15 protein-coding genes are annotated in these 17,244 nt (G+C 63.3%); 4 read left to right on the plus strand and 11 right to left on the minus strand.

The features are described from left to right. Window positions 1–132: 132 nt before the first annotated feature. The 3 genes from CXQ81_RS00325 to CXQ81_RS00335 all read right to left on the minus strand — a co-directional run bounded on the left by CXQ81_RS00325 (window position 133) and on the right by CXQ81_RS00335 (window position 2,834). Complete coding sequence (locus CXQ81_RS00325; RefSeq protein ID WP_053263016.1) at window positions 133–1,104, minus strand: thymidylate synthase; 972 nt, start codon at window positions 1,102–1,104, stop codon at window positions 133–135. A gap of 47 nt (window positions 1,105–1,151) precedes the next feature. Next, window positions 1,152–1,973, minus strand: a complete 822-nt coding sequence (gene lgt, locus CXQ81_RS00330; RefSeq protein WP_007927350.1) for a prolipoprotein diacylglyceryl transferase — start codon at window positions 1,971–1,973, stop codon at window positions 1,152–1,154. 78 nt (window positions 1,974–2,051) lie between these two features. After that, window positions 2,052–2,834, minus strand: a complete 783-nt coding sequence (locus CXQ81_RS00335; RefSeq protein ID WP_009046067.1) for a sulfite exporter TauE/SafE family protein — start codon at window positions 2,832–2,834, stop codon at window positions 2,052–2,054. 123 nt (window positions 2,835–2,957) lie between these two features. On the opposite strand from CXQ81_RS00335, the gene CXQ81_RS00340 reads away from it, so the two are divergent. Further along, the gene (locus CXQ81_RS00340) at window positions 2,958–3,704 is read left to right on the plus strand and encodes an NRDE family protein (protein ID WP_101336214.1); all 747 of its coding nucleotides are present in this window, start codon (window positions 2,958–2,960) and stop codon (window positions 3,702–3,704) included. Between the two features lie 102 nt (window positions 3,705–3,806). On the opposite strand, the gene ptsP is transcribed toward CXQ81_RS00340, so the two are convergent. Both ptsP and CXQ81_RS00350 read right to left on the minus strand, forming a co-directional pair. After that, the gene (ptsP, locus tag CXQ81_RS00345) at window positions 3,807–6,086 is read right to left on the minus strand and encodes a phosphoenolpyruvate--protein phosphotransferase (RefSeq protein ID WP_007927345.1); all 2,280 of its coding nucleotides are present in this window, start codon (window positions 6,084–6,086) and stop codon (window positions 3,807–3,809) included. Between the two features lie 22 nt (window positions 6,087–6,108). Then, window positions 6,109–6,588 (minus strand): RNA pyrophosphohydrolase, encoded by a 480-nt coding sequence (locus CXQ81_RS00350; RefSeq protein ID WP_007927344.1) that lies wholly within the window; start codon window positions 6,586–6,588, stop codon window positions 6,109–6,111. A 143-nt stretch (window positions 6,589–6,731) separates the two neighbouring features. Between CXQ81_RS00350 and CXQ81_RS00355 the strand changes: the two genes are divergently transcribed. Next, the gene (locus CXQ81_RS00355; RefSeq protein ID WP_007927343.1) at window positions 6,732–7,388 is read left to right on the plus strand and encodes an HAD family phosphatase; all 657 of its coding nucleotides are present in this window, start codon (window positions 6,732–6,734) and stop codon (window positions 7,386–7,388) included. A gap of 49 nt (window positions 7,389–7,437) precedes the next feature. Here the strand turns inward: CXQ81_RS00355 and CXQ81_RS00360 are convergent, their stop codons facing one another. Beyond that, entirely contained in the window at window positions 7,438–7,866 is a 429-nt protein-coding gene (locus CXQ81_RS00360; RefSeq protein WP_007927342.1) for a DUF2269 family protein, read from the minus strand. 40 nt (window positions 7,867–7,906) lie between these two features. Next, window positions 7,907–9,421, minus strand: a complete 1,515-nt coding sequence (gene ilvA, locus CXQ81_RS00365) for a threonine ammonia-lyase, biosynthetic (protein WP_101336215.1) — start codon at window positions 9,419–9,421, stop codon at window positions 7,907–7,909. A gap of 285 nt (window positions 9,422–9,706) precedes the next feature. On the opposite strand from ilvA, the gene rpiA reads away from it, so the two are divergent. Then, window positions 9,707–10,378 carry a ribose-5-phosphate isomerase RpiA gene (rpiA, locus tag CXQ81_RS00370; RefSeq protein ID WP_101336216.1) on the plus strand — a complete coding sequence of 224 codons (672 nt, stop codon included), beginning with the start codon at window positions 9,707–9,709 and terminating at the stop codon, window positions 10,376–10,378. A 297-nt stretch (window positions 10,379–10,675) separates the two neighbouring features. Beyond that, window positions 10,676–12,628 carry an autotransporter domain-containing protein gene (locus CXQ81_RS00375; RefSeq protein ID WP_101336217.1) on the plus strand — a complete coding sequence of 651 codons (1,953 nt, stop codon included), beginning with the start codon at window positions 10,676–10,678 and terminating at the stop codon, window positions 12,626–12,628. 182 nt (window positions 12,629–12,810) lie between these two features. On the opposite strand, the gene CXQ81_RS00380 is transcribed toward CXQ81_RS00375, so the two are convergent. The 4 genes from CXQ81_RS00380 to CXQ81_RS00395 form a co-directional block, all read right to left on the minus strand. Beyond that, a complete protein-coding gene (locus CXQ81_RS00380; protein ID WP_053263023.1) occupies window positions 12,811–13,722 on the minus strand; it encodes an SdiA-regulated domain-containing protein in 912 nt (303 codons plus the stop codon). Between the two features lie 115 nt (window positions 13,723–13,837). After that, entirely contained in the window at window positions 13,838–14,767 is a 930-nt protein-coding gene (locus CXQ81_RS00385; protein WP_101336218.1) for an SdiA-regulated domain-containing protein, read from the minus strand. Window positions 14,768–14,955: 188 nt separating this feature from the next. Beyond that, window positions 14,956–15,621 carry a fumarylacetoacetate hydrolase family protein gene (locus CXQ81_RS00390; protein WP_053263025.1) on the minus strand — a complete coding sequence of 222 codons (666 nt, stop codon included), beginning with the start codon at window positions 15,619–15,621 and terminating at the stop codon, window positions 14,956–14,958. Between the two features lie 55 nt (window positions 15,622–15,676). Continuing rightward, window positions 15,677–17,071 carry an FAD-binding oxidoreductase gene (locus CXQ81_RS00395; protein WP_101336219.1) on the minus strand — a complete coding sequence of 465 codons (1,395 nt, stop codon included), beginning with the start codon at window positions 17,069–17,071 and terminating at the stop codon, window positions 15,677–15,679. Window positions 17,072–17,244: the final 173 nt, after the last annotated feature.

Consider the following 17,244-nt stretch of genomic DNA (forward strand, 5'->3'; position numbering starts at 1 on the left):
CAACCTCCTACAGAGAGGCAGATGCCCCGTATCGACCACGTGTAGGCGTGGTCTCCGGGATTGCTAGAAGGCCCTGCGGGCCTTATCGCAGCCTGCGGCAGCGGCTACAGGAGCCGCCGCCGGGTGTATCGATCAGACCGCCATCGGCGCGGTCATCGGCGCGTGGTGCTCGTAGCCTTCCAGCGAGAAGTCGCTCGGTTCGACCTTTTCCAGCCACTCCGGCTGGTACACGCCGGTCTTGGCGAACTCCGGTACACGCTCGGAAATCACCAGCTTCGGCATCGGGAACGGCTCGCGCTTGAGCTGCTCGTTGAGCATGTCCAGGTGATTTTCGTAGACGTGGGCATCACCGATGAAATAGGTGAACCAGCGCGGGGTGTAGCCGGTCAGGCGCCCGATCAGGCTCAGCAGCGCGGCGCCTTCGGTGAGGTTGAACGGTGTGCCCAGGCCCAGGTCGTTGGAGCGGATGTAGAGGGTCAGGGAAATCTCCCGGGTCTCGACATTCGGGTGGAACTGGTACAGCAGGTGGCACGGCGGCAGGGCCATTTCATCCAGCTGGGCGCAGTTCCAGCCGTGGAACAGGATACGGCGGCTGCCCGGGTCCTTGATGATGGTGTCCACGCACTGGCGCACCTGGTCGATGGCCTTGTACAGCACCACATAGGCCTGGCCGTTTTCCTCGCCTTCGGCGATCTGCCGGTAGCCCTGGGCCAGGGTCTGCTCGATGGCGGCCGGGTTGCTCAGGGGGATCTGCTTGTACGCCGGCCACTTGCGCCATTGCACGCCGTAGATCTCACCCAGGTCGTCCTCGCCCTGGCGGAAGGGGTTGGCCAGCCACTGGGCGTTTTCATTGGCGTTCTGGTCCCAGACCTTGCAGCCCAGGGCACGGAATTCGGCGGCGTTGTTCACCCCACGAAGGAAACCGCACATCTCGCCGATGGCCGACTTGAAGGCCATCTTGCGGGTGGTGATCGCCGGGAAACCGTCTTTCAGGTCGTAACGCAGCATCGCGCCGGGGAAGCTGATGGTGTTCACGCCTGTGCGGTTGGCCTGCTTGGTGCCGTTCTTGATGACGTGGGCGACCAGATCGAGATATTGCTTCATGTATTACCTGTGTCCTTGAAGGCAGGGCTCGCGCCCTGCGATCCGAATTAGAGCGCGGCGTCTTTCGCCGCCGGTGCCGCTGGAGCGCGGTGATAGGCCAGCCAGATCAGGAACAGGCCGCCAATGATCATCGGCAGGCACAGCACCTGGCCCATGGTCAGCCAGTTCCACGCCAGATAACCCAGTTGCGCATCCGGGACCCGGACGAACTCGACGATAAAACGGAAAATACCGTAAAACAGGGCGAACATCCCGGAAACCGCCATGGTTGGACGGGGTTTGCGCGAGAACAGCCAGAGGATGAGGAACAGCGCCACGCCTTCCAGGGCGAACTGATACAGCTGCGAAGGGTGGCGTGGCAGCTGGGCCGGGTCGCTGAACGGCGGGAAGATCATCGCCCACGGCAGGTCGGTCGGCTTGCCCCACAGCTCGGCGTTGATGAAGTTGCCGATGCGCCCGGCGCCCAGGCCGATCGGCACCATCGGCGCGACGAAGTCCATCAGCTGGAAGAACGACTTGCCGTTCTTCTTGCCGAACCACAAGGCCGCGAGCATCACCCCGATGAAACCGCCGTGGAACGACATGCCGCCTTTCCAGACCTCGAAGATCAGCGTCGGGTTGGCCAGGTAGGCGCTCAGGTCATAGAACAGCACATAGCCCAGGCGCCCGCCGACAATGACCCCCATCGACATCCAGAACACCATGTCGGAGAGCTTCTCCTTGGTCCAGGTCGGGTCGAAGCGGTTCAACCGGCGCGACGCCAGCAGCCAGGCGCCACCGATGCCGATCAGGTACATCAGGCCGTACCAGTGAATTTTCAGCGGGCCGATGGCCAGGGCCACCGGGTCGATCTGCGGGTAAGGCAGCATTGCGACTCCTCGTTAGAGTGAAACTCGATTGCGCCGCGACCATGTCACGCGCGGATTAAGCCAGGATTGCGGAACCTGTCAGAGCAGGAACGTCAGCCCGACCACAAACAGCAGGCCGGCGAACAGGCGCTTCAACAGGCGCGCCGACAGCCGATGGGCCAGGCGCGCGCCGAACCGGGCAAAGACCATGCTGGTCAGGGCGATGCCCAGCAGCGCCGGCAAATACACAAAACCCAGACTATGAGCCGGCAGCAACGGATCATGCCAGCCCAGAATCATGAAACTTATTGCACTGGCCACGGCAATCGGCAAACCGCAGGCCGAAGACGTGGCCACCGCCTGCTGCATCGGCACGCTGCGCCAGGTCAGGAACGGCACGGTCAGCGAGCCGCCGCCGATGCCGAAAATCGCCGAGGCCCAGCCGATCACACTGCCGGCCAGGGTCAGCCCCAGCTTGCCGGGAACGTCGCGGCTGGCCTTGGGCCGCAGGTCCAGGGTCATCTGCAGGGCGACCACCAGGGCGAAGATGCCGATGATTTTCTGCAGGTTCGGCCCGGAAATCGCTTCGGCCGTCAGCGCCCCGACTCCGGCGCCGAGCAGGATGCCCAGGGTCATCCAGGCAAAGATCGGCCAGCGCACCGCGCCCCTGCGCTGGTGTTCGCGAACCGCGTTGACCGAGGTAAAAATGATGGTCGCCAGCGACGTGCCAACGGCCAGGTGGGTCAGGATCGACGGATCGAAACCTTGCAGGGTGAAGCTGAATACCAGCACGGGAACGATGATGATGCCGCCACCTACGCCAAACAGACCGGCCAATATGCCCGCGCAGGCCCCCAGCAGCAGATAGAGCAGAAATTCCATGGAGGCACCCCGAAAAGAGAGCGGCATGGTAACGGATGCACGGCCCTTGGCTCCACTGGATGGCGATGGATACCCAGTCGTTCTGTGCGTAAAGTGAGCAAAAAACACAAAAGGGACAACCTGATGTGCTTGATCGTATTCGCCTGGCGGCCGGGCCACGCCCTGCCCCTGATCGTCGCGGCCAACCGTGACGAGTTCTACGCCCGCCCCAGCCTGCCGTTGGCGCAATGGCCCGAAGCCCCCGATATCTATGCCGGACGCGACCTGGAAGCGGGCGGTACCTGGCTCGGCCTGGGCGCCGACGGACGCTTCGCCGCCCTGACCAATATCCGCAATCCCCATCAGCCCCCCGCGCGCCGCTCCCGAGGCGAACTGGTGGCGCGTTTTCTCAGCAGCAGGATGTCGATAAACGACTATTTCAGCGACGTTGTCGGCCGATCGCTGGAATATGCCGGCTTCAATCTGCTGGTGGGTACCCCCGATCAGCTCTGGCACTACAACGCCCAGGCCCGTGAGCCGCAGCAACTGGGCAGCGGCGTGTATGGCCTGTCGAATGCCGGCCTCGACACGCCCTGGCCCAAGCTGCTCAAGGCCAAGGCAGCATTACAGGAAGTACTGCATGACCCGCAGCCCCAGGCTCTGCTCGCCCTGCTCAGCGATACGCAGACCGCGCCGTTTGCCGACCTTCCCGATACCGGGGTCGGCCTGGCCACCGAGAGCCTGCTGTCGAGCGTGTTTATCGCCAGCCCCAGCTACGGCACGCGGGCCAGCACGGCGCTGATCGTCCAGGCCGATGGTTCCAGGCACATAGTCGAGCGCAGCTTCGGGCCCTATGGCGGGCATCTGGGGGAAGTGGAGCTGAGGGTTTAGCGGCGTCTGAAAGTACGCTATCGCGAGCAATCGGGCGTCGACCGGCTGCTCCTACAGGGTTTGGCAGCGTCTCTGTAGGAGCGAGCTTGCTCGCGATCGCCTTTAAAGGGTCTTGGCCGACGCCGGATTGATCATCCGCGCCAGTCCCAGGTTCTTCAGCGCCAGTTGCAGCGAGCTGTGGATAACTTGCGGGTTGTCGATGGTCATCAGTTCGGCCAGCAGTTCCCTGGCCTTGCTGAGATTGATCTGACGCAGCATCCACTTCACTTTCGGCAGGTTGGTGGCGTTCATCGACAGGCTGTCGAAGCCCATCGCCATCAGCAGCACCGCCGCCGCCGGATCGCCGGCCATCTCGCCGCAGATACTCACCGGCTTGCCTTCGGCATGGGCGTCGCGCACCACGGTCTGCAAGGCTTGCAGCACCGCCGGATGCAGGTAGTCGTAGAGGTCCGCCACCCGCGGGTTGTTGCGGTCCACGGCCAGCAGGTACTGGGTCAGGTCGTTGGAGCCGACCGACAGGAAGTCCACCTGGCGCGCCAGCTCCTTGGTCTGGTACACCGCGGCCGGGATCTCGATCATCACCCCGATCGGCGGCATCGGCACGTCGGTGCCTTCGTCGCGCACTTCGCCCCAGGCGCGGTGGATCAGGTGCAATGCTTCTTCCAGCTCATGGGTGCCGGAAATCATCGGCAGGAGGATGCGCAGGTTGTTCAGGCCTTCGCTGGCCTTGAGCATGGCGCGGGTCTGGACGAGGAAAATCTCGGGATGGTCGAGGGTGACGCGAATGCCGCGCCAGCCGAGGAAGGGGTTGTCTTCCTTGATCGGGAAATACGACAGTGACTTGTCGCCGCCGATGTCCAGGCTGCGCATCGTCACCGGTTGCGGGTGGAAGGCGGAAAGTTGCTCGCGATAGATCGCCAGCTGCTCCTTTTCGCTCGGGAAGCGTTGGTTGATCATGAACGGCACTTCGGTGCGGTACAGGCCCACGCCCTCCGCGCCACGCTTCTGCGCCCGCGCCACGTCCGCCAGCAGGCCGGTGTTGACCCACAGTGGCATGCGGTGGCCGTCCAGGGTCACGCATGGCAGGTCGCGCAGTGCATCCAGGCCCTGGGCCAGTTGCCGCTCTTCCTCGACCACATCGGCGAACTGCTTGCGCAGCACGTCGCTGGGGTTGGTGTAGACCTCGCCGTGGTAGCCGTCGACGATCATCTGGATGCCGTCGACTTTCGAGTACGGCAGATCGACCAGGCCCATCACTGTCGGAATGCCCATGGCCCGGGCCAGGATCGCCACGTGGGAGTTGCCCGAACCCAATACCGAGACCAGACCGACCAGCTTGCCTTCGGGCACCTCGCCGAGCATGGCCGGCGTCAGTTCTTCGCTGACCAGGATGGTGTTGTCGGGGTAGACCAGGGTCTGCTGGCGTTCTTCCTGCAGGTAGGCCAGCAGGCGGCGGCCCAGGTCCTTGACGTCCGACGCCCGCTCGCGCAGGTAGGCATCGTCCATCAGTTCGAAACGGTTGACGTGATCGGTGACCACCTGGCGCAACGCGCCCTGGGCCCATTGGCCGGTCTTGATCACGGTGGTCACTTCGCTGCCCAGGGAGGCATCGTCGAGCATCATCAGGTAGACGTCGAACAGCGCCCGCTCTTCGGGACGCAGCTGGGTGGCGAGTTTTTCCGAGAGGGTGCGCATGTCGGCGCGCACGCCTTCGATGGCGGTCTTGAACAACGCCAGCTCGGCGTCGATGTCGGTAATGCTCTTGTCAGGCACCACGTCCAGGTCGGCGGGCGGCAGCATGACCACCGCGGTACCGACCGCCGCGCCAGGCGAGCCGGGCACGCCGACGAACTTGGCTTCCTGGATGCCCTTGCCCTGGCGGCCCAGGCCACGGATCGAGCCGGTGGCTTCGGCATGGGCGATAACGCCCGCCAGCTGCGCGCTCATGGTCACCAGGAAGGCTTCTTCGCCCTCGTCGAACTGACGACGCTCCTTTTGCTGGATGACCAGGACGCCGACGACCCGGCGGTGGTGAATGATCGGTGCACCGAGGAAGGAGGCATAACGCTCCTCGCCGGTCTCGGCGAAGTAGCGATAACGCGGGTGATCGGCGGCGTTTTCGAGGTTCAGCGGTTCTTCGCGCGTACCGACCAGGCCGACCAGACCTTCGTTGGGTGCCATGCTGACCTTGCCGATCGAGCGCTTGTTCAAGCCCTCGGTGGCCATCAGGACAAAACGGTTGGTCTCCGGATCCAGCAGATAGACCGAGCAGACCTGGCTGCCCATGGCCTCTTTGACGCGCAACACAATAATCCCCAACGCCGCCTTGAGATCCTTGGCGGAGTTAACTTCCTGGACGATCTTGCGCAGCGTATTGAGCATGGCTCGGGGTCGAACTCCGTCGTCAGTCGCGCGCTAGAAGGCGCGGGGCAAGCTCTTTGAGAGCGCGGCGGTAAACCTCGCGCTTGAATGTCACCACCTGGCCCAACGGATACCAATAACTGACCCAGCGCCAGCCATCGAACTCCGGTTTACCGGTCAAATCCATCCGCACCCGCTGCTCGTTGGAGATCAGGCGCAGGAGAAACCATTTCTGTTTCTGGCCGATGCACAGCGGTTGGCTGTGGGTACGGACCAGGCGTTGCGGCAAACGATAGCGCAACCAGCCCCGGGTGCAGGCGAGAATTTGCACATCTTCGCGTTCCAGGCCTACTTCTTCGTTCAACTCGCGGTACAAAGCGTCTTCCGGCGTCTCTTCGGGGTTGATCCCCCCTTGCGGAAACTGCCAGGCATCTTGATTGATACGGCGAGCCCATAGCACCTGGCCGGCATCATTCGTCAGAATGATCCCGACATTGGGGCGGAAACCATCGGGGTCGATCACGGCAACAACCTCGCAAACGCATGTCGCCGCATTGTTCCACAAAGGTTGTGAAAGCAGCAACGAGGCTTCCTACCTTATGTGCACTCTTGTGAAAAGACCGTATTCTGATCGCCTTTTTTCAGACTTATCAGCGAGTAACCGTGATGCGCCTGGCTTTATTCGACTTGGACAACACCCTTCTGGGCGGCGACAGTGACCACGCCTGGGGCGATTACCTGTGCGAACGGGGCTTCCTCGACGCCGTCACCTACAAGGCCCGCAACGACGAGTTCTACCAGGACTACCTGGCCGGCAAGCTCGACAATGCCGCCTACCTGAACTTCTGCCTGGAGGTTCTCGGCCGCACCGAGATGGACGTGCTCGACCAATGGCACCGCGACTACATGCGCGACTGCATCGAGCCGCTGCTGCTGCCCAAGGCCGCGCAACTGCTGGCCAAGCACAAGGCCGCCGGCGACAAGCTGGTGATCATCACCGCCACCAACCGCTTCGTCACCGCGCCGATCGCCGAACGCCTGGGCGTGGAAACCCTGATCGCCACCGAGTGCGAGATGCAGGATGGCCGCTACACCGGTCGCAGCACCGACGTCCCGTGCTTTCGCGAAGGCAAGGTCACCCGCCTGACGCGCTGGCTCGAGGAAACCGGCCATAGCCTGGAAGACAGCTACTTCTATAGCGATTCGATGAATGACTTGCCGTTGCTGGATCTGGTGGCGAACCCGATCGCCGTGGACCCGGACCCGAATCTGCGGGCCCTGGCCCAGCAGCGTGGCTGGCCGGTGATCAGCCTGCGCGACTGAGAAAGCTAGCGCGAGCTCGCCCTATAGAAGCGAGCTCGCGATCAGGCCGTCAAACAGGCTTGGCGCCCATCAACCCGGCAATGGCGAAGAAACACACGAAGCTGAACACCGCCAGCGCCAGGGTGAACTTCGGACTTCCTACTCCCGAGGCGATCCGCACGCGGTTGAGCCGCGCCAACAGCCAGAAACAGCTCAGGGCACCCACGGTGTAGATCAGGCTGGAGGCCAGGATCCAGGTCTGCCCCAGCGACCAGCCCAGCAGATGCACCAGCCACCAGCCACTGAACGGCAGGCTGGCCAGGCAGATCACCAGCAACAGCCAGACGAACACCAGCGGCCGGCGCAACAGCCGGCTGTAGATGCTTGCGTCACCCTTGCTACGAGCGCGCCAGACCCAGATCGCCAGCCCCAGCGCGCTGCCCAGCAGCAACACGGTGGCCAGGATATGGACGGTTTTGAGGACGGTCAGCGTTTCCATGTCATTAACTCCTTGAGGCCTTGCCCACCAGCGTAGCCGTTCAGCCGAGGAACAGCTGGTACGCCGGGTTATCACTCTCGTCCCAGTACGGGTAACCGATCTGCGCCAGCGCCGCCGGTACCAGATGGCGTTCGCTCGCCGGTACTTGCAGGCCGGCGACTACCCGGCCATCGGCCGCGCCATGGTTGCGGTAGTGGAACATCGAGATGTTCCAGCGCCCGCCGAGCTTGTTGAGGAAGTTGAACAGCGCGCCCGGGCGTTCCGGGAACTCGAAGCGCAACACCACTTCATCGCTGACCCGCGCGGCATGGCCACCGACCATGTGACGGATATGCAGCTTGGCCAGTTCGTTGTCGGTCAGGTCGGTCACCGGGAAGCCCTGTTCGGACAGGCTGGCGATCAGCGCGCTGCGTGGATCGTTTTCCGGGTGGGTCTGCACGCCCACGAAGATGTGCGCTTCGCTGCCGGTGTTGTAGCGGTAGTTGAATTCGGTGATCTGGCGCTTGCCGATCGCTTCGCAGAAGGCCTTGAAGCTGCCCGGCTTCTCCGGAATGGTCACGGCGATGATGGCTTCGCGGCCCTCGCCCAGCTCGGCGCGCTCGGCGACATGGCGCAGGCGGTCGAAGTTGACGTTGGCGCCGGAATCGATGGCCACCAGGGTCTGCCCGCTGACGCCACGCTGCTCGACGTATTTCTTGATCCCGGCCACGCCCAGGGCGCCAGCCGGCTCGGTGATGGAGCGGGTGTCGTCGTAGATGTCCTTGATCGCCGCGCAGATCTCGTCGGTGCTGACGGTGATCACTTCATCCACGTAGTCCTTGCAGATATCGAAGGTGTGCTGGCCGATCTGCGCCACCGCGACACCGTCGGCGAAGATGCCCACAGTCGGCAGTACCACGCGTTCGCCGGCGGCCATGGCCGCTTGCAGGCAGTTGGAGTCGTCCGGCTCGACGCCGATGATCTTGATTTCCGGCCGCAGGTATTTGACGTAGGCCGCGATTCCGGCAATCAGGCCGCCACCGCCGACCGGCACGAAGATCGCGTCCAGGCGCCCCGGATGCTGGCGCAAAATTTCCATCGCCACGGTGCCCTGCCCGGCAATGGTGTGTGGATCGTCGTACGGGTGGATATAGACGTAGCCTTTTTCGTCCACCAGCTTCAGCGAGTAGGCCAGGGCTTCCGGGAAAGTATCACCGTGCAGCACCACTTTGCCGCCGCGCGAACGCACGCCTTCAACCTTGATCTCCGGGGTGGTCTTGGGCATCACGATGGTCGCCTTCACCCCCAGCACCTTGGCCGCCAGGGCCAGGCCCTGGGCATGGTTGCCGGCCGAGGCGGTGACCACGCCACGGGCGCGCTCGGCATCGCTGAGCTGGGTCAGCTTGTTGTAGGCGCCGCGAATCTTGAACGAGAACACCGGCTGCAAGTCTTCGCGCTTGAGCCAGATCTGATTGCCCAGCCGCTCGGAGAGCTGGCGGGCAGTCTGCAACGGGGTTTCTACGGCAACGTCGTAAACGCGCGAGGTGAGGATCTTTTTGACGTACTGTTCGAGCATCGGAAAGCATCACTGAGCGGGTTGGGCAGGGCCAGCGAGTCTAACCCAGCGTTTACCCGGGCGACCACACGAATCCAGAGGTTTTAAAAGCCCCCTAGCCCCTGCCGGTGGCTGCGATAGGTCTGCAGGTCCTCCGGCCACTCTCGTCTGTCACGACCTGACGGTCGATCGCAGCCTTCGGCAGCGGCTACAAAGAGCGGTTCGCCAAACGGGCAATGACCTGCTCAGGACACCGGCCTATAATGCCGGCCTTTCCGTTCCCCCTTGCCCGCTTCCGGAGCCCGCATGACCCAGGATCAACTCAAACAGGCCGTGGCCCAGGCTGCCGTCGACCTCATCCTGCCGAAACTCGATGACAAGAGCATCGTCGGGGTCGGCACCGGCTCCACCGCCAACTGCTTCATCGACGCCCTGGCCCAGCACAAGGCCGCCTTCGACGGCGCGGTCGCCAGCTCCGAAGCCACCGCGGCGCGCCTCAAGGGCCACGGCATCCCGGTGTACGAACTGAACACCGTCAGCGATCTGGAGTTCTACATCGACGGCGCCGACGAAAGCGACGAACACCTGAACCTGATCAAGGGCGGCGGCGCGGCCCTGACCCGCGAGAAAATCGTCGCGGCGGTAGCCAAGACCTTTATCTGCATCGCCGACGCCAGCAAGCTGGTGCCGGTGCTGGGCGCCTTCCCCCTGCCAGTGGAAGTGATCCCCATGGCCCGCAGCCACGTGGCCCGCGAGCTGGTGAAGCTCAGTGGCGACCCGGTCTACCGCGAAGGCGTGATCACCGACAACGGCAACATCATTCTTGACGTGCACAACATGCAGATCACCAATCCGGTGGAGCTGGAAGCGCAGATCAACGCGATTGTCGGCGTGGTCACCAACGGCCTGTTCGCCGCCCGCCCGGCCGACGTGCTGCTGCTGGGCACCAGCGACGGCGTGAAGACCCTCACCGCCTGATGCCGCCGATTTCGCCCCTGCCGCAATGGCGGGGGCGAAAGCTCTCCCATCCAGCCCCGCCCTGCCCTCCCGCACCAACCTCGCCACTACTGCTACTTTTCGCTGCATTTAGCCGCAGAAATATCCGGATTCGCGCACCAGGTCTCAGTGCGGCCCACGACTTCCGGTATCAAATCCGTTACAAATTAACGCCAGGCGACGTTCGGTTTAAGCAATGCGCCAATACAAGGTCGCCCAAGGAATGAGGCGCGCATTGTGCAACTGCCCCCGTTTTTTCATCCCTCAAGGAAGATCACCGTGCTCAAGCCCCTCACGCTTGCCGTCAGTCTCGCCAGCGTTCTGCTGTCCACCCAGGCCTTCGCCTATGAATACGGCGAACACGCCGCCACCACCCTCGACAAACTGATCAACGACTACCCCGGCCGCTACCGTGGCACCGCCAACTTCGCCGGTGCCGCCGACTGGATGCAGAGCCAGATGGGCAGCGCCTACGGCATCAGCCGCCAGGACTTTTCCTGGACCGCCGGCGGCAACAGCCGCAGCTCGCAAAACGTGGTGGCCTACGCCGCCGGGACCAAGCCGCAATACGTGGTGGTCGGCGCGCACTTCGATACCTATTTCGGCCGCCCGACCCTGCAAGGCCTGGACGACAACGGCTCCGGCGCCAGCGTGCTGACCGAAATCGCCCGCAACCTCGGCGGGCTGCCGCTGGAAAACGGCTTGCAGGTGGTCGGCTTCGGCGCCGAGGAGGAAGGCCTGCGCGGCTCCAGGGCGTTCGTCGATTCCCTCAGCGCCAGCCAGCGCGCCAACATGCTGGCCATGATCAACCTCGACAGCCTGATCACTGGCGACATGATGTATGCCCACGCCGGACAGAACAGCAGCGCCAACCCGGCCCTGGCCTCGTTGCGCGAACATACCCTGCAGATCGCCAGGGAACTGCAGATCAATCTGTTCACCAACCCCGGCCTCGACCCGGCATACCCCGCGGGCACCGGCTGCTGCAGCGACGGCGAAGCCTTCGAAGGGCTGAACATCCCGATTCTCTACATCGAGGCCACCAACTGGGAAATCGGCGACCTGGACGGCTACACCCAGACCACCAACCCGGCCATCCCCGGCGGCTCCACCTGGCACGATCCCGCCGAGGACAATAAGGCGGTGCTGACCAACGCCTTCGGCCAGGAACGCATCGACCAGCGCCTGCGCGATTACTCGCGCCTGCTCAGCCGCCTGGTCCTGGAGCTGACCAACGCCGACCTGCTGGCCTCCACCGCTTCCGGCGGCGCTGTGGCGCGCAACCAGCAGGATCATCTGCAACGCCAGCATCAGGCCATGGTCCGGCTGCACGACCGGCGCTGGCTGACCTTGCAGGCGATGGGCCGGGAAGTCGGCAGTTTCGATGGCGAGATCGGCATCGACGGCGAATACAGCCCCGACAGCGGTTTCGACAGCGCGCCCAATCCCGAGGCGCGTCGGCTGGGGGTGCATGCCTTGGGCGACTACCAGCTCAATTCGAGCCTGAATGTCGGCGCCAGCCTCAGCTACCAGAACGGTCGCGACAAACTCGAGCACCGCGGCAAGCTCGACAGCGATACCTGGCAGGCGGCGGTCTACGCCTTGCTCAATGATGGCGGCCCGCAATGGCTGGCCGGCGACCTGAGCGTCGGTCGCACCCGCTTCGAATCCAAGCGCAACCTGGTGATCCAGGCCAACGGCGGCCCGGTGCTGCTGAACCAGAAACTGACGGGCGATACCGACGCCCTGACCCTGGGCGCCCGCGTGCTCGGCGGTTACGACCTGGACTTCGGTGCGATCAAGAGCGGCCCCTTCGCCGGCCTGGATTACACCCACTACCGCATCGACCGCTTCCACGAGAAGCAGGACCTGCGCACAGCGCTGAGTTATGAGGAGCAGTCATTCGATTCGCTGGAAGCCAGCCTCGGCTGGCGCATTCGCGGCGCCATGGCCCTGCCTTACGGCATGAACCTGCTGCCTTATGGCGACCTGGCCTGGGTCAAGGAGTTGGCGGATGGCCGCCTGGACGACCTGGACCTGACCAGCCGCGCCGATGGTCAAGTGCGCGTGGCTCGCCTGGGCGGCGTGGACAAGAGCTTCGGCCGCGCCCAACTCGGCAGCCAGCTGGCGATCACCCCGCAGCTGGGGCTGTACGCCGAGGTCAACGGCCGGATCGGCCACGCCGAAGGCAGCCAGACCGGCTACTCCCTCGGCGTGCAGTGGCAGTTTTGAACGCGCTTTGGTAGCCGCTGGCGAGCCTGCGAGGCCGCGTACGAGGTGGGCGGTATTGCGACGCGGTCCTCGCAGGTTCGGGGGTATACGAATTGCCGGAACAGAAAGGTCGCCTGGTTTTACGGCCGCTGCGCGCCCGGGCGCAGCCTCGCGGGCTCGGCAGCGGCTACAGGGCTACGGGGTTACGGGGCGGGCTTCTTGAAGACGTAGAACAGGTTCGGCTCACTGACCAGGTACAGGGTACCGTCGTCGTCCATGGCAATGCCTTCGGCCTGCGGCACCGTGGCCTGCAAGCCTTGCCGGCCCTTGCGCAGCGACATGGTGCTCAGGGGCCGACCATCCACGTCCAGTTCCAGCACCAGCCACGACTCATCCGACAGCGCCAGCAGATGCCCGGTGCGCTCGTCGTATTGCAGGCTGGACAGGTCACGCACGAACAACCCGGCATCGCGCTTGGGGTTGTTGACCACATGCACCGCGTAGGACTTCTCCGGGTCGTAATGCGGGAACCCCTTGACCTCGTAGATCAGCATCGGGTCGCGTTCCTTGGCGACGAACAGGCGCTTGCCCACCGAATCGTAGGCCAGGCCCTCGAAGCCCTTGTTGCCGCTCATGTGCACACCCAGGGTCATCTGCTCGGCGTCCGCCGCGTCGAGGAACACCGTGTCCTCCTCCAGATGGATCTTGATCAGCCGCTGCTGGCGCTCGTCGGTGATCACATAGGTGTCGGCGCTGATGAACTCGACCGCTTCCGGGTCGCCAAACCCGGTCAGGGCAATGCGCCGCAGGATGCGCCCGTCGAGCGACAGCTCGATCAGCTCGGCATTCTTGTTGGTCACGGTGAACAGGCTTTTGCGCACCGGATCGTAGGTCAGCGCCGAGACGTCATCCAGGCCTTCGATCTTCTGTGCTTCGAGAGTCACCCGATAGCCATCAAGGCCAATGGCATCGGTGTTGGCCGGCTGCGACATGACCCGCCAGTTGAACCACAGGCGCTCGAAGTAGCGGTGGTGCTGCCCGGCAATGCCCAGCAGCACCAGCACGATAAAACACAGGAGGAGGAACAGCGGTTTGGGATAGGCGAGTCGACGCATGCTGGCAAGCTCAAATACAAATCAGGCGGATGAAATATCACAGCCGGATGAATTTAAACTTAATCGCAGCGGGCGTATGCCGGATTATGGCCTTTTGCCGCCAGAAACCTCTGAATCAGTGCTTCTCAAAGCGATAGAACAGATTGGGTTCGCTGACCATGTACAGGTTGCCCTGCTCATCCATGGCCACGCCCTCGGCCCGCGGAATGGTGTCTTTGAGGCCATTGAAACCGCCCAGCAAGGTCATGAAGCTGACTTGCTCGCCGGTTTCGTCCAGTTCCAGCAACATGTGCGAATCGGCGGACAGCACCAGGGTATGACCGGTGCGAGGGTCGATGCTCAGGGCGGACAGGTTGCGCAGGTCCAGCTCATCGCTTTCCAGTTTCTGCTTGTCACCCTTGAGGGTCTGGCTGCCGTCGCTGTTCCAGGTGAACAGCGCCGGCGGACGCTCCTCGCCCAGCAGCAACTGCTGCTTGCGCGCATCCCAGGCCACGGCTTCGAACGCCTTGTTCTGGTCCTGCGAAGGCCCCAGGTCGTATTTCGGGAAGTCGGAAATATTCAGCTCGCGGGTATTGGCATCCACCTTGACGATGGTCAGCAGGTGATCGCGCTCGTCGACAATCCCCAGCAGGCCGTTCCCCATGACCGTCACCCCTTCCGGGTTGCTCCAGCCCACCAGCGGCATCTTGCGCAGCACATCGCCCTGCAGGTTCAGCTCGACCAGGAACGGGTTCTTGCCCATCACCGCAAACAGGGTCTTGGTCTGCGGGTTGTAGGCCAGGTCGGAGGCCTCGTCCTTCTCCATGCCCGGCAGTACCTTGGCGTCGATGACCGCGCGGTAATCCGGCAGCCAGACACTTTCCTGGCGCTCGGCCGGGGTTTCGAAACGCTCCAGCACCCAGAGCAGGCCACGGTCGTCCCAGTGCATGGCGATCGCGATGCCATAGCTCACGATGCCCGCCAGCAACAGCCAGGAATACCAGCGCATGGCGAACAATCCGCGGCGGCGAACAGTTTGAAGCTCGGGGGTGTGAGGCACGGACATGGGAGCGCGTTCCAGAAAACCAGCTATGGGTAATAGCACATCGGGGCAGACTCAGACGTCTGTAATCGGAAAATTATCCAGAACGGATGTGAAAAAAACGGCAAAAGGTCGGAAATGCCCCAGGCGCCGGCACTTTCGCTGAAGAGGCCCGCCCATTGCAGGCGAGCCTCGCGTCGAAAACCGCTGGATCAGCTAACGCGACTTTCGAAGCGGCTGACGCCCGGCAGCTCCAGCACCAGCTCGTCGCCCACGTTCAGCGGACCGACGCCCACCGGCGTACCGGTCAGGATCACGTCGCCCGCCTGCAGGGAGAAGCAGCCGGCCATGTACTGGATCATCGGTACGATCGGGTTGAGCATGATGCTGCTGTTGCCGTCCTGACGGACCTCGCCGTTGATGGTCAGGCGAATATTGATGTCGGTCAGGTCCGGGAACGTACTGCCGACCACAAAGGGCGCCAGCACGCAGGCGCCGTCGAAGCACTTGGAGATTTCCCACGGCAGGCCCTTGGCCTTGAGCTCGGCCTGCTTGTCGCGCAGGGTCAGGTCCAGGGCCGGGGCGAAACCGGAGATGGCATCCAGCACTTCTTCGCGGCTGGGCTGGGTCGACAGTGGCTTGCCGATCAATACCGCGATTTCCGCCTCGTAATGCACGGAGCCACGCTCGGTGGGGATGGCAAAACCGCCTTCCAGCGGCACCACGCAACTGCCCGGCTTGATAAACAGCAGCGGCTCGCTCGGCACCGGATTGTCCAGTTCCTTGGCGTGCTCGGCATAGTTGCGCCCGATGCACACGATCTTGCCGACCGGGAAATGAATACGGGTACCATCGACATACTGGTGCTGATAGCTCATTACCGACTCCTGCTCGTTTGGTTCATCAGGTACCGCTGCTTGAGTGACCCTTAGGTCAAACAGCGAAAATCTTGCCCGGGTTCATGATGCCGTTCGGGTCGAACACCGCCTTGACCGCCTTCATGTAGTCGATTTCCACCGGCGAACGGCTGTAGGTCAGGTAATCGCGCTTGGTCATGCCCACCCCGTGCTCGGCGGAAATCGAGCCGTTGTACTTCTCGACAGTCTCGAACACCCACTTGTTGACGGTGGCGCACTTGGCGAAGAACTCGTCCTTGCTCAGGTCGTCCGGCTTGAGGATGTTCAGGTGCAGGTTGCCGTCGCCGATGTGGCCATACCAGACCACTTCGAAGTCCGGGTAGTTTTTCGCGACGATCGCGTCAATATCCTTCAGGAAAGCCGGCACCTTCGATACCGTGACCGAAATGTCGTTCTTGTACGGGGTCCAGTGCGAGATGGTCTCGGAGATGTACTCGCGCAATTTCCACAGGTTCTGCAGTTGCTGCTCGCTCTGGCTCATCACGCCGTCCAGCACCCAGCCCTGCTCCACGCAATGCTCGAAGGTGGCCAGGGCGTCGTTGGCCACGTCCTCGTTGCTGGCTTCGAACTCCAGCAGCACATAGAACGGGCAGTCGGTCTCGAACGGCGTCGGGACGTCACCGCGGCCGAGGATCTTGGCCAGGGCCTTGTCGGAGAAAAATTCGAAGGCGGTCAGGTCGAGCTTGCCCTGGAAGGCATGCAGCACCGGCATGATCGAGTCGAAATCCGGCGTACCGAGCACCATCGCCGTGAGGTTGTTCGGCGCGCGTTCCAGGCGCATGGTGGCCTCGACCACGAAGCCCAGGGTGCCCTCGGCACCGATGAACAGCTGGCGCAGGTCATAGCCGGTGGCGTTCTTGACCAGGTCCTTGTTCAGCTCCAGCAGGTCGCCCTTGCCGGTGACCACTTTCAGACCGGCCACCCAGTTGCGGGTCATGCCGTAGCGAATCACCTTGATCCCGCCGGCATTGGTGGCGATATTTCCGCCAATCTGGCTGGAACCGGCGGAAGCGAAGTCCACCGGGTAATACAGGCCGCTTTCTTCGGCGCGGTTCTGCAACTGCTCGGTCACCACACCCGGCTGGCAGACCGCGGTGCGGTCGGTCAGGTTCAGGTCGAGGATCTGGTTCATGTAGTCGAAAGACACCACCACTTCGCCACTGGCCGCCACGGCGGCAGCCGACAGGCCGGTACGGCCGCCGGACGGCACCAGCGCGACCCGGTGCCGGTTGGCCCAGCGCACGATGGCCTGGACCTGCTCGATGCTCTTGGGAAAGACGATGGCGCTCGGCGCCGGGGCGAAGTGTTTGGTCCAATCCTTGCCGTAAGCATTCAGGGAGTCGGCATCGGTCAGGACCTTGCCAGCCTCGACCAGGGTCTTCAGCTCATCAATCAGCGCAGGATTGGTCATCGACAGAACTCTCGAACAATTCATGGTCATCCTGAGAACGCTTCACGTCGCAGGAACGAGTGTTTCGCGGGGTCCGTATGCTAGCATACGACCCCCCGCAGAATAGTGCCGAAGGGCGTTCTGCGGCGACGGCTTTCCTGCCGTCCGGGTCAGCATCTGTTGACCATTTCCTG

The organism is Pseudomonas sp. 09C 129 (genome assembly GCF_002843625.1).
GTDB classification, from domain to species: domain Bacteria; phylum Pseudomonadota; class Gammaproteobacteria; order Pseudomonadales; family Pseudomonadaceae; genus Aquipseudomonas; species Aquipseudomonas chlororaphis.

Coding starts and splice junctions, on each gene's coding strand:
- CXQ81_RS00355 (WP_007927343.1), top strand. CDS start 6,732: ATGCGCCTGGCTTTATTCGACTTGGACAACACCCTTCTGGGCGGCGAC.
- CXQ81_RS00360 (WP_007927342.1), bottom strand. CDS start 7,866: ATGGAAACGCTGACCGTCCTCAAAACCGTCCATATCCTGGCCACCGTG.
- ptsP (WP_007927345.1), bottom strand. CDS start 6,086: ATGCTCAATACGCTGCGCAAGATCGTCCAGGAAGTTAACTCCGCCAAG.
- CXQ81_RS00335 (WP_009046067.1), bottom strand. CDS start 2,834: ATGGAATTTCTGCTCTATCTGCTGCTGGGGGCCTGCGCGGGCATATTG.
- CXQ81_RS00395 (WP_101336219.1), bottom strand. CDS start 17,071: ATGACCAATCCTGCGCTGATTGATGAGCTGAAGACCCTGGTCGAGGCT.
- CXQ81_RS00385 (WP_101336218.1), bottom strand. CDS start 14,767: ATGTCCGTGCCTCACACCCCCGAGCTTCAAACTGTTCGCCGCCGCGGA.
- ilvA (WP_101336215.1), bottom strand. CDS start 9,421: ATGCTCGAACAGTACGTCAAAAAGATCCTCACCTCGCGCGTTTACGAC.
- CXQ81_RS00380 (WP_053263023.1), bottom strand. CDS start 13,722: ATGCGTCGACTCGCCTATCCCAAACCGCTGTTCCTCCTCCTGTGTTTT.
- lgt (WP_007927350.1), bottom strand. CDS start 1,973: ATGCTGCCTTACCCGCAGATCGACCCGGTGGCCCTGGCCATCGGCCCG.
- CXQ81_RS00340 (WP_101336214.1), top strand. CDS start 2,958: ATGTGCTTGATCGTATTCGCCTGGCGGCCGGGCCACGCCCTGCCCCTG.
- rpiA (WP_101336216.1), top strand. CDS start 9,707: ATGACCCAGGATCAACTCAAACAGGCCGTGGCCCAGGCTGCCGTCGAC.
- CXQ81_RS00390 (WP_053263025.1), bottom strand. CDS start 15,621: ATGAGCTATCAGCACCAGTATGTCGATGGTACCCGTATTCATTTCCCG.
- CXQ81_RS00325 (WP_053263016.1), bottom strand. CDS start 1,104: ATGAAGCAATATCTCGATCTGGTCGCCCACGTCATCAAGAACGGCACC.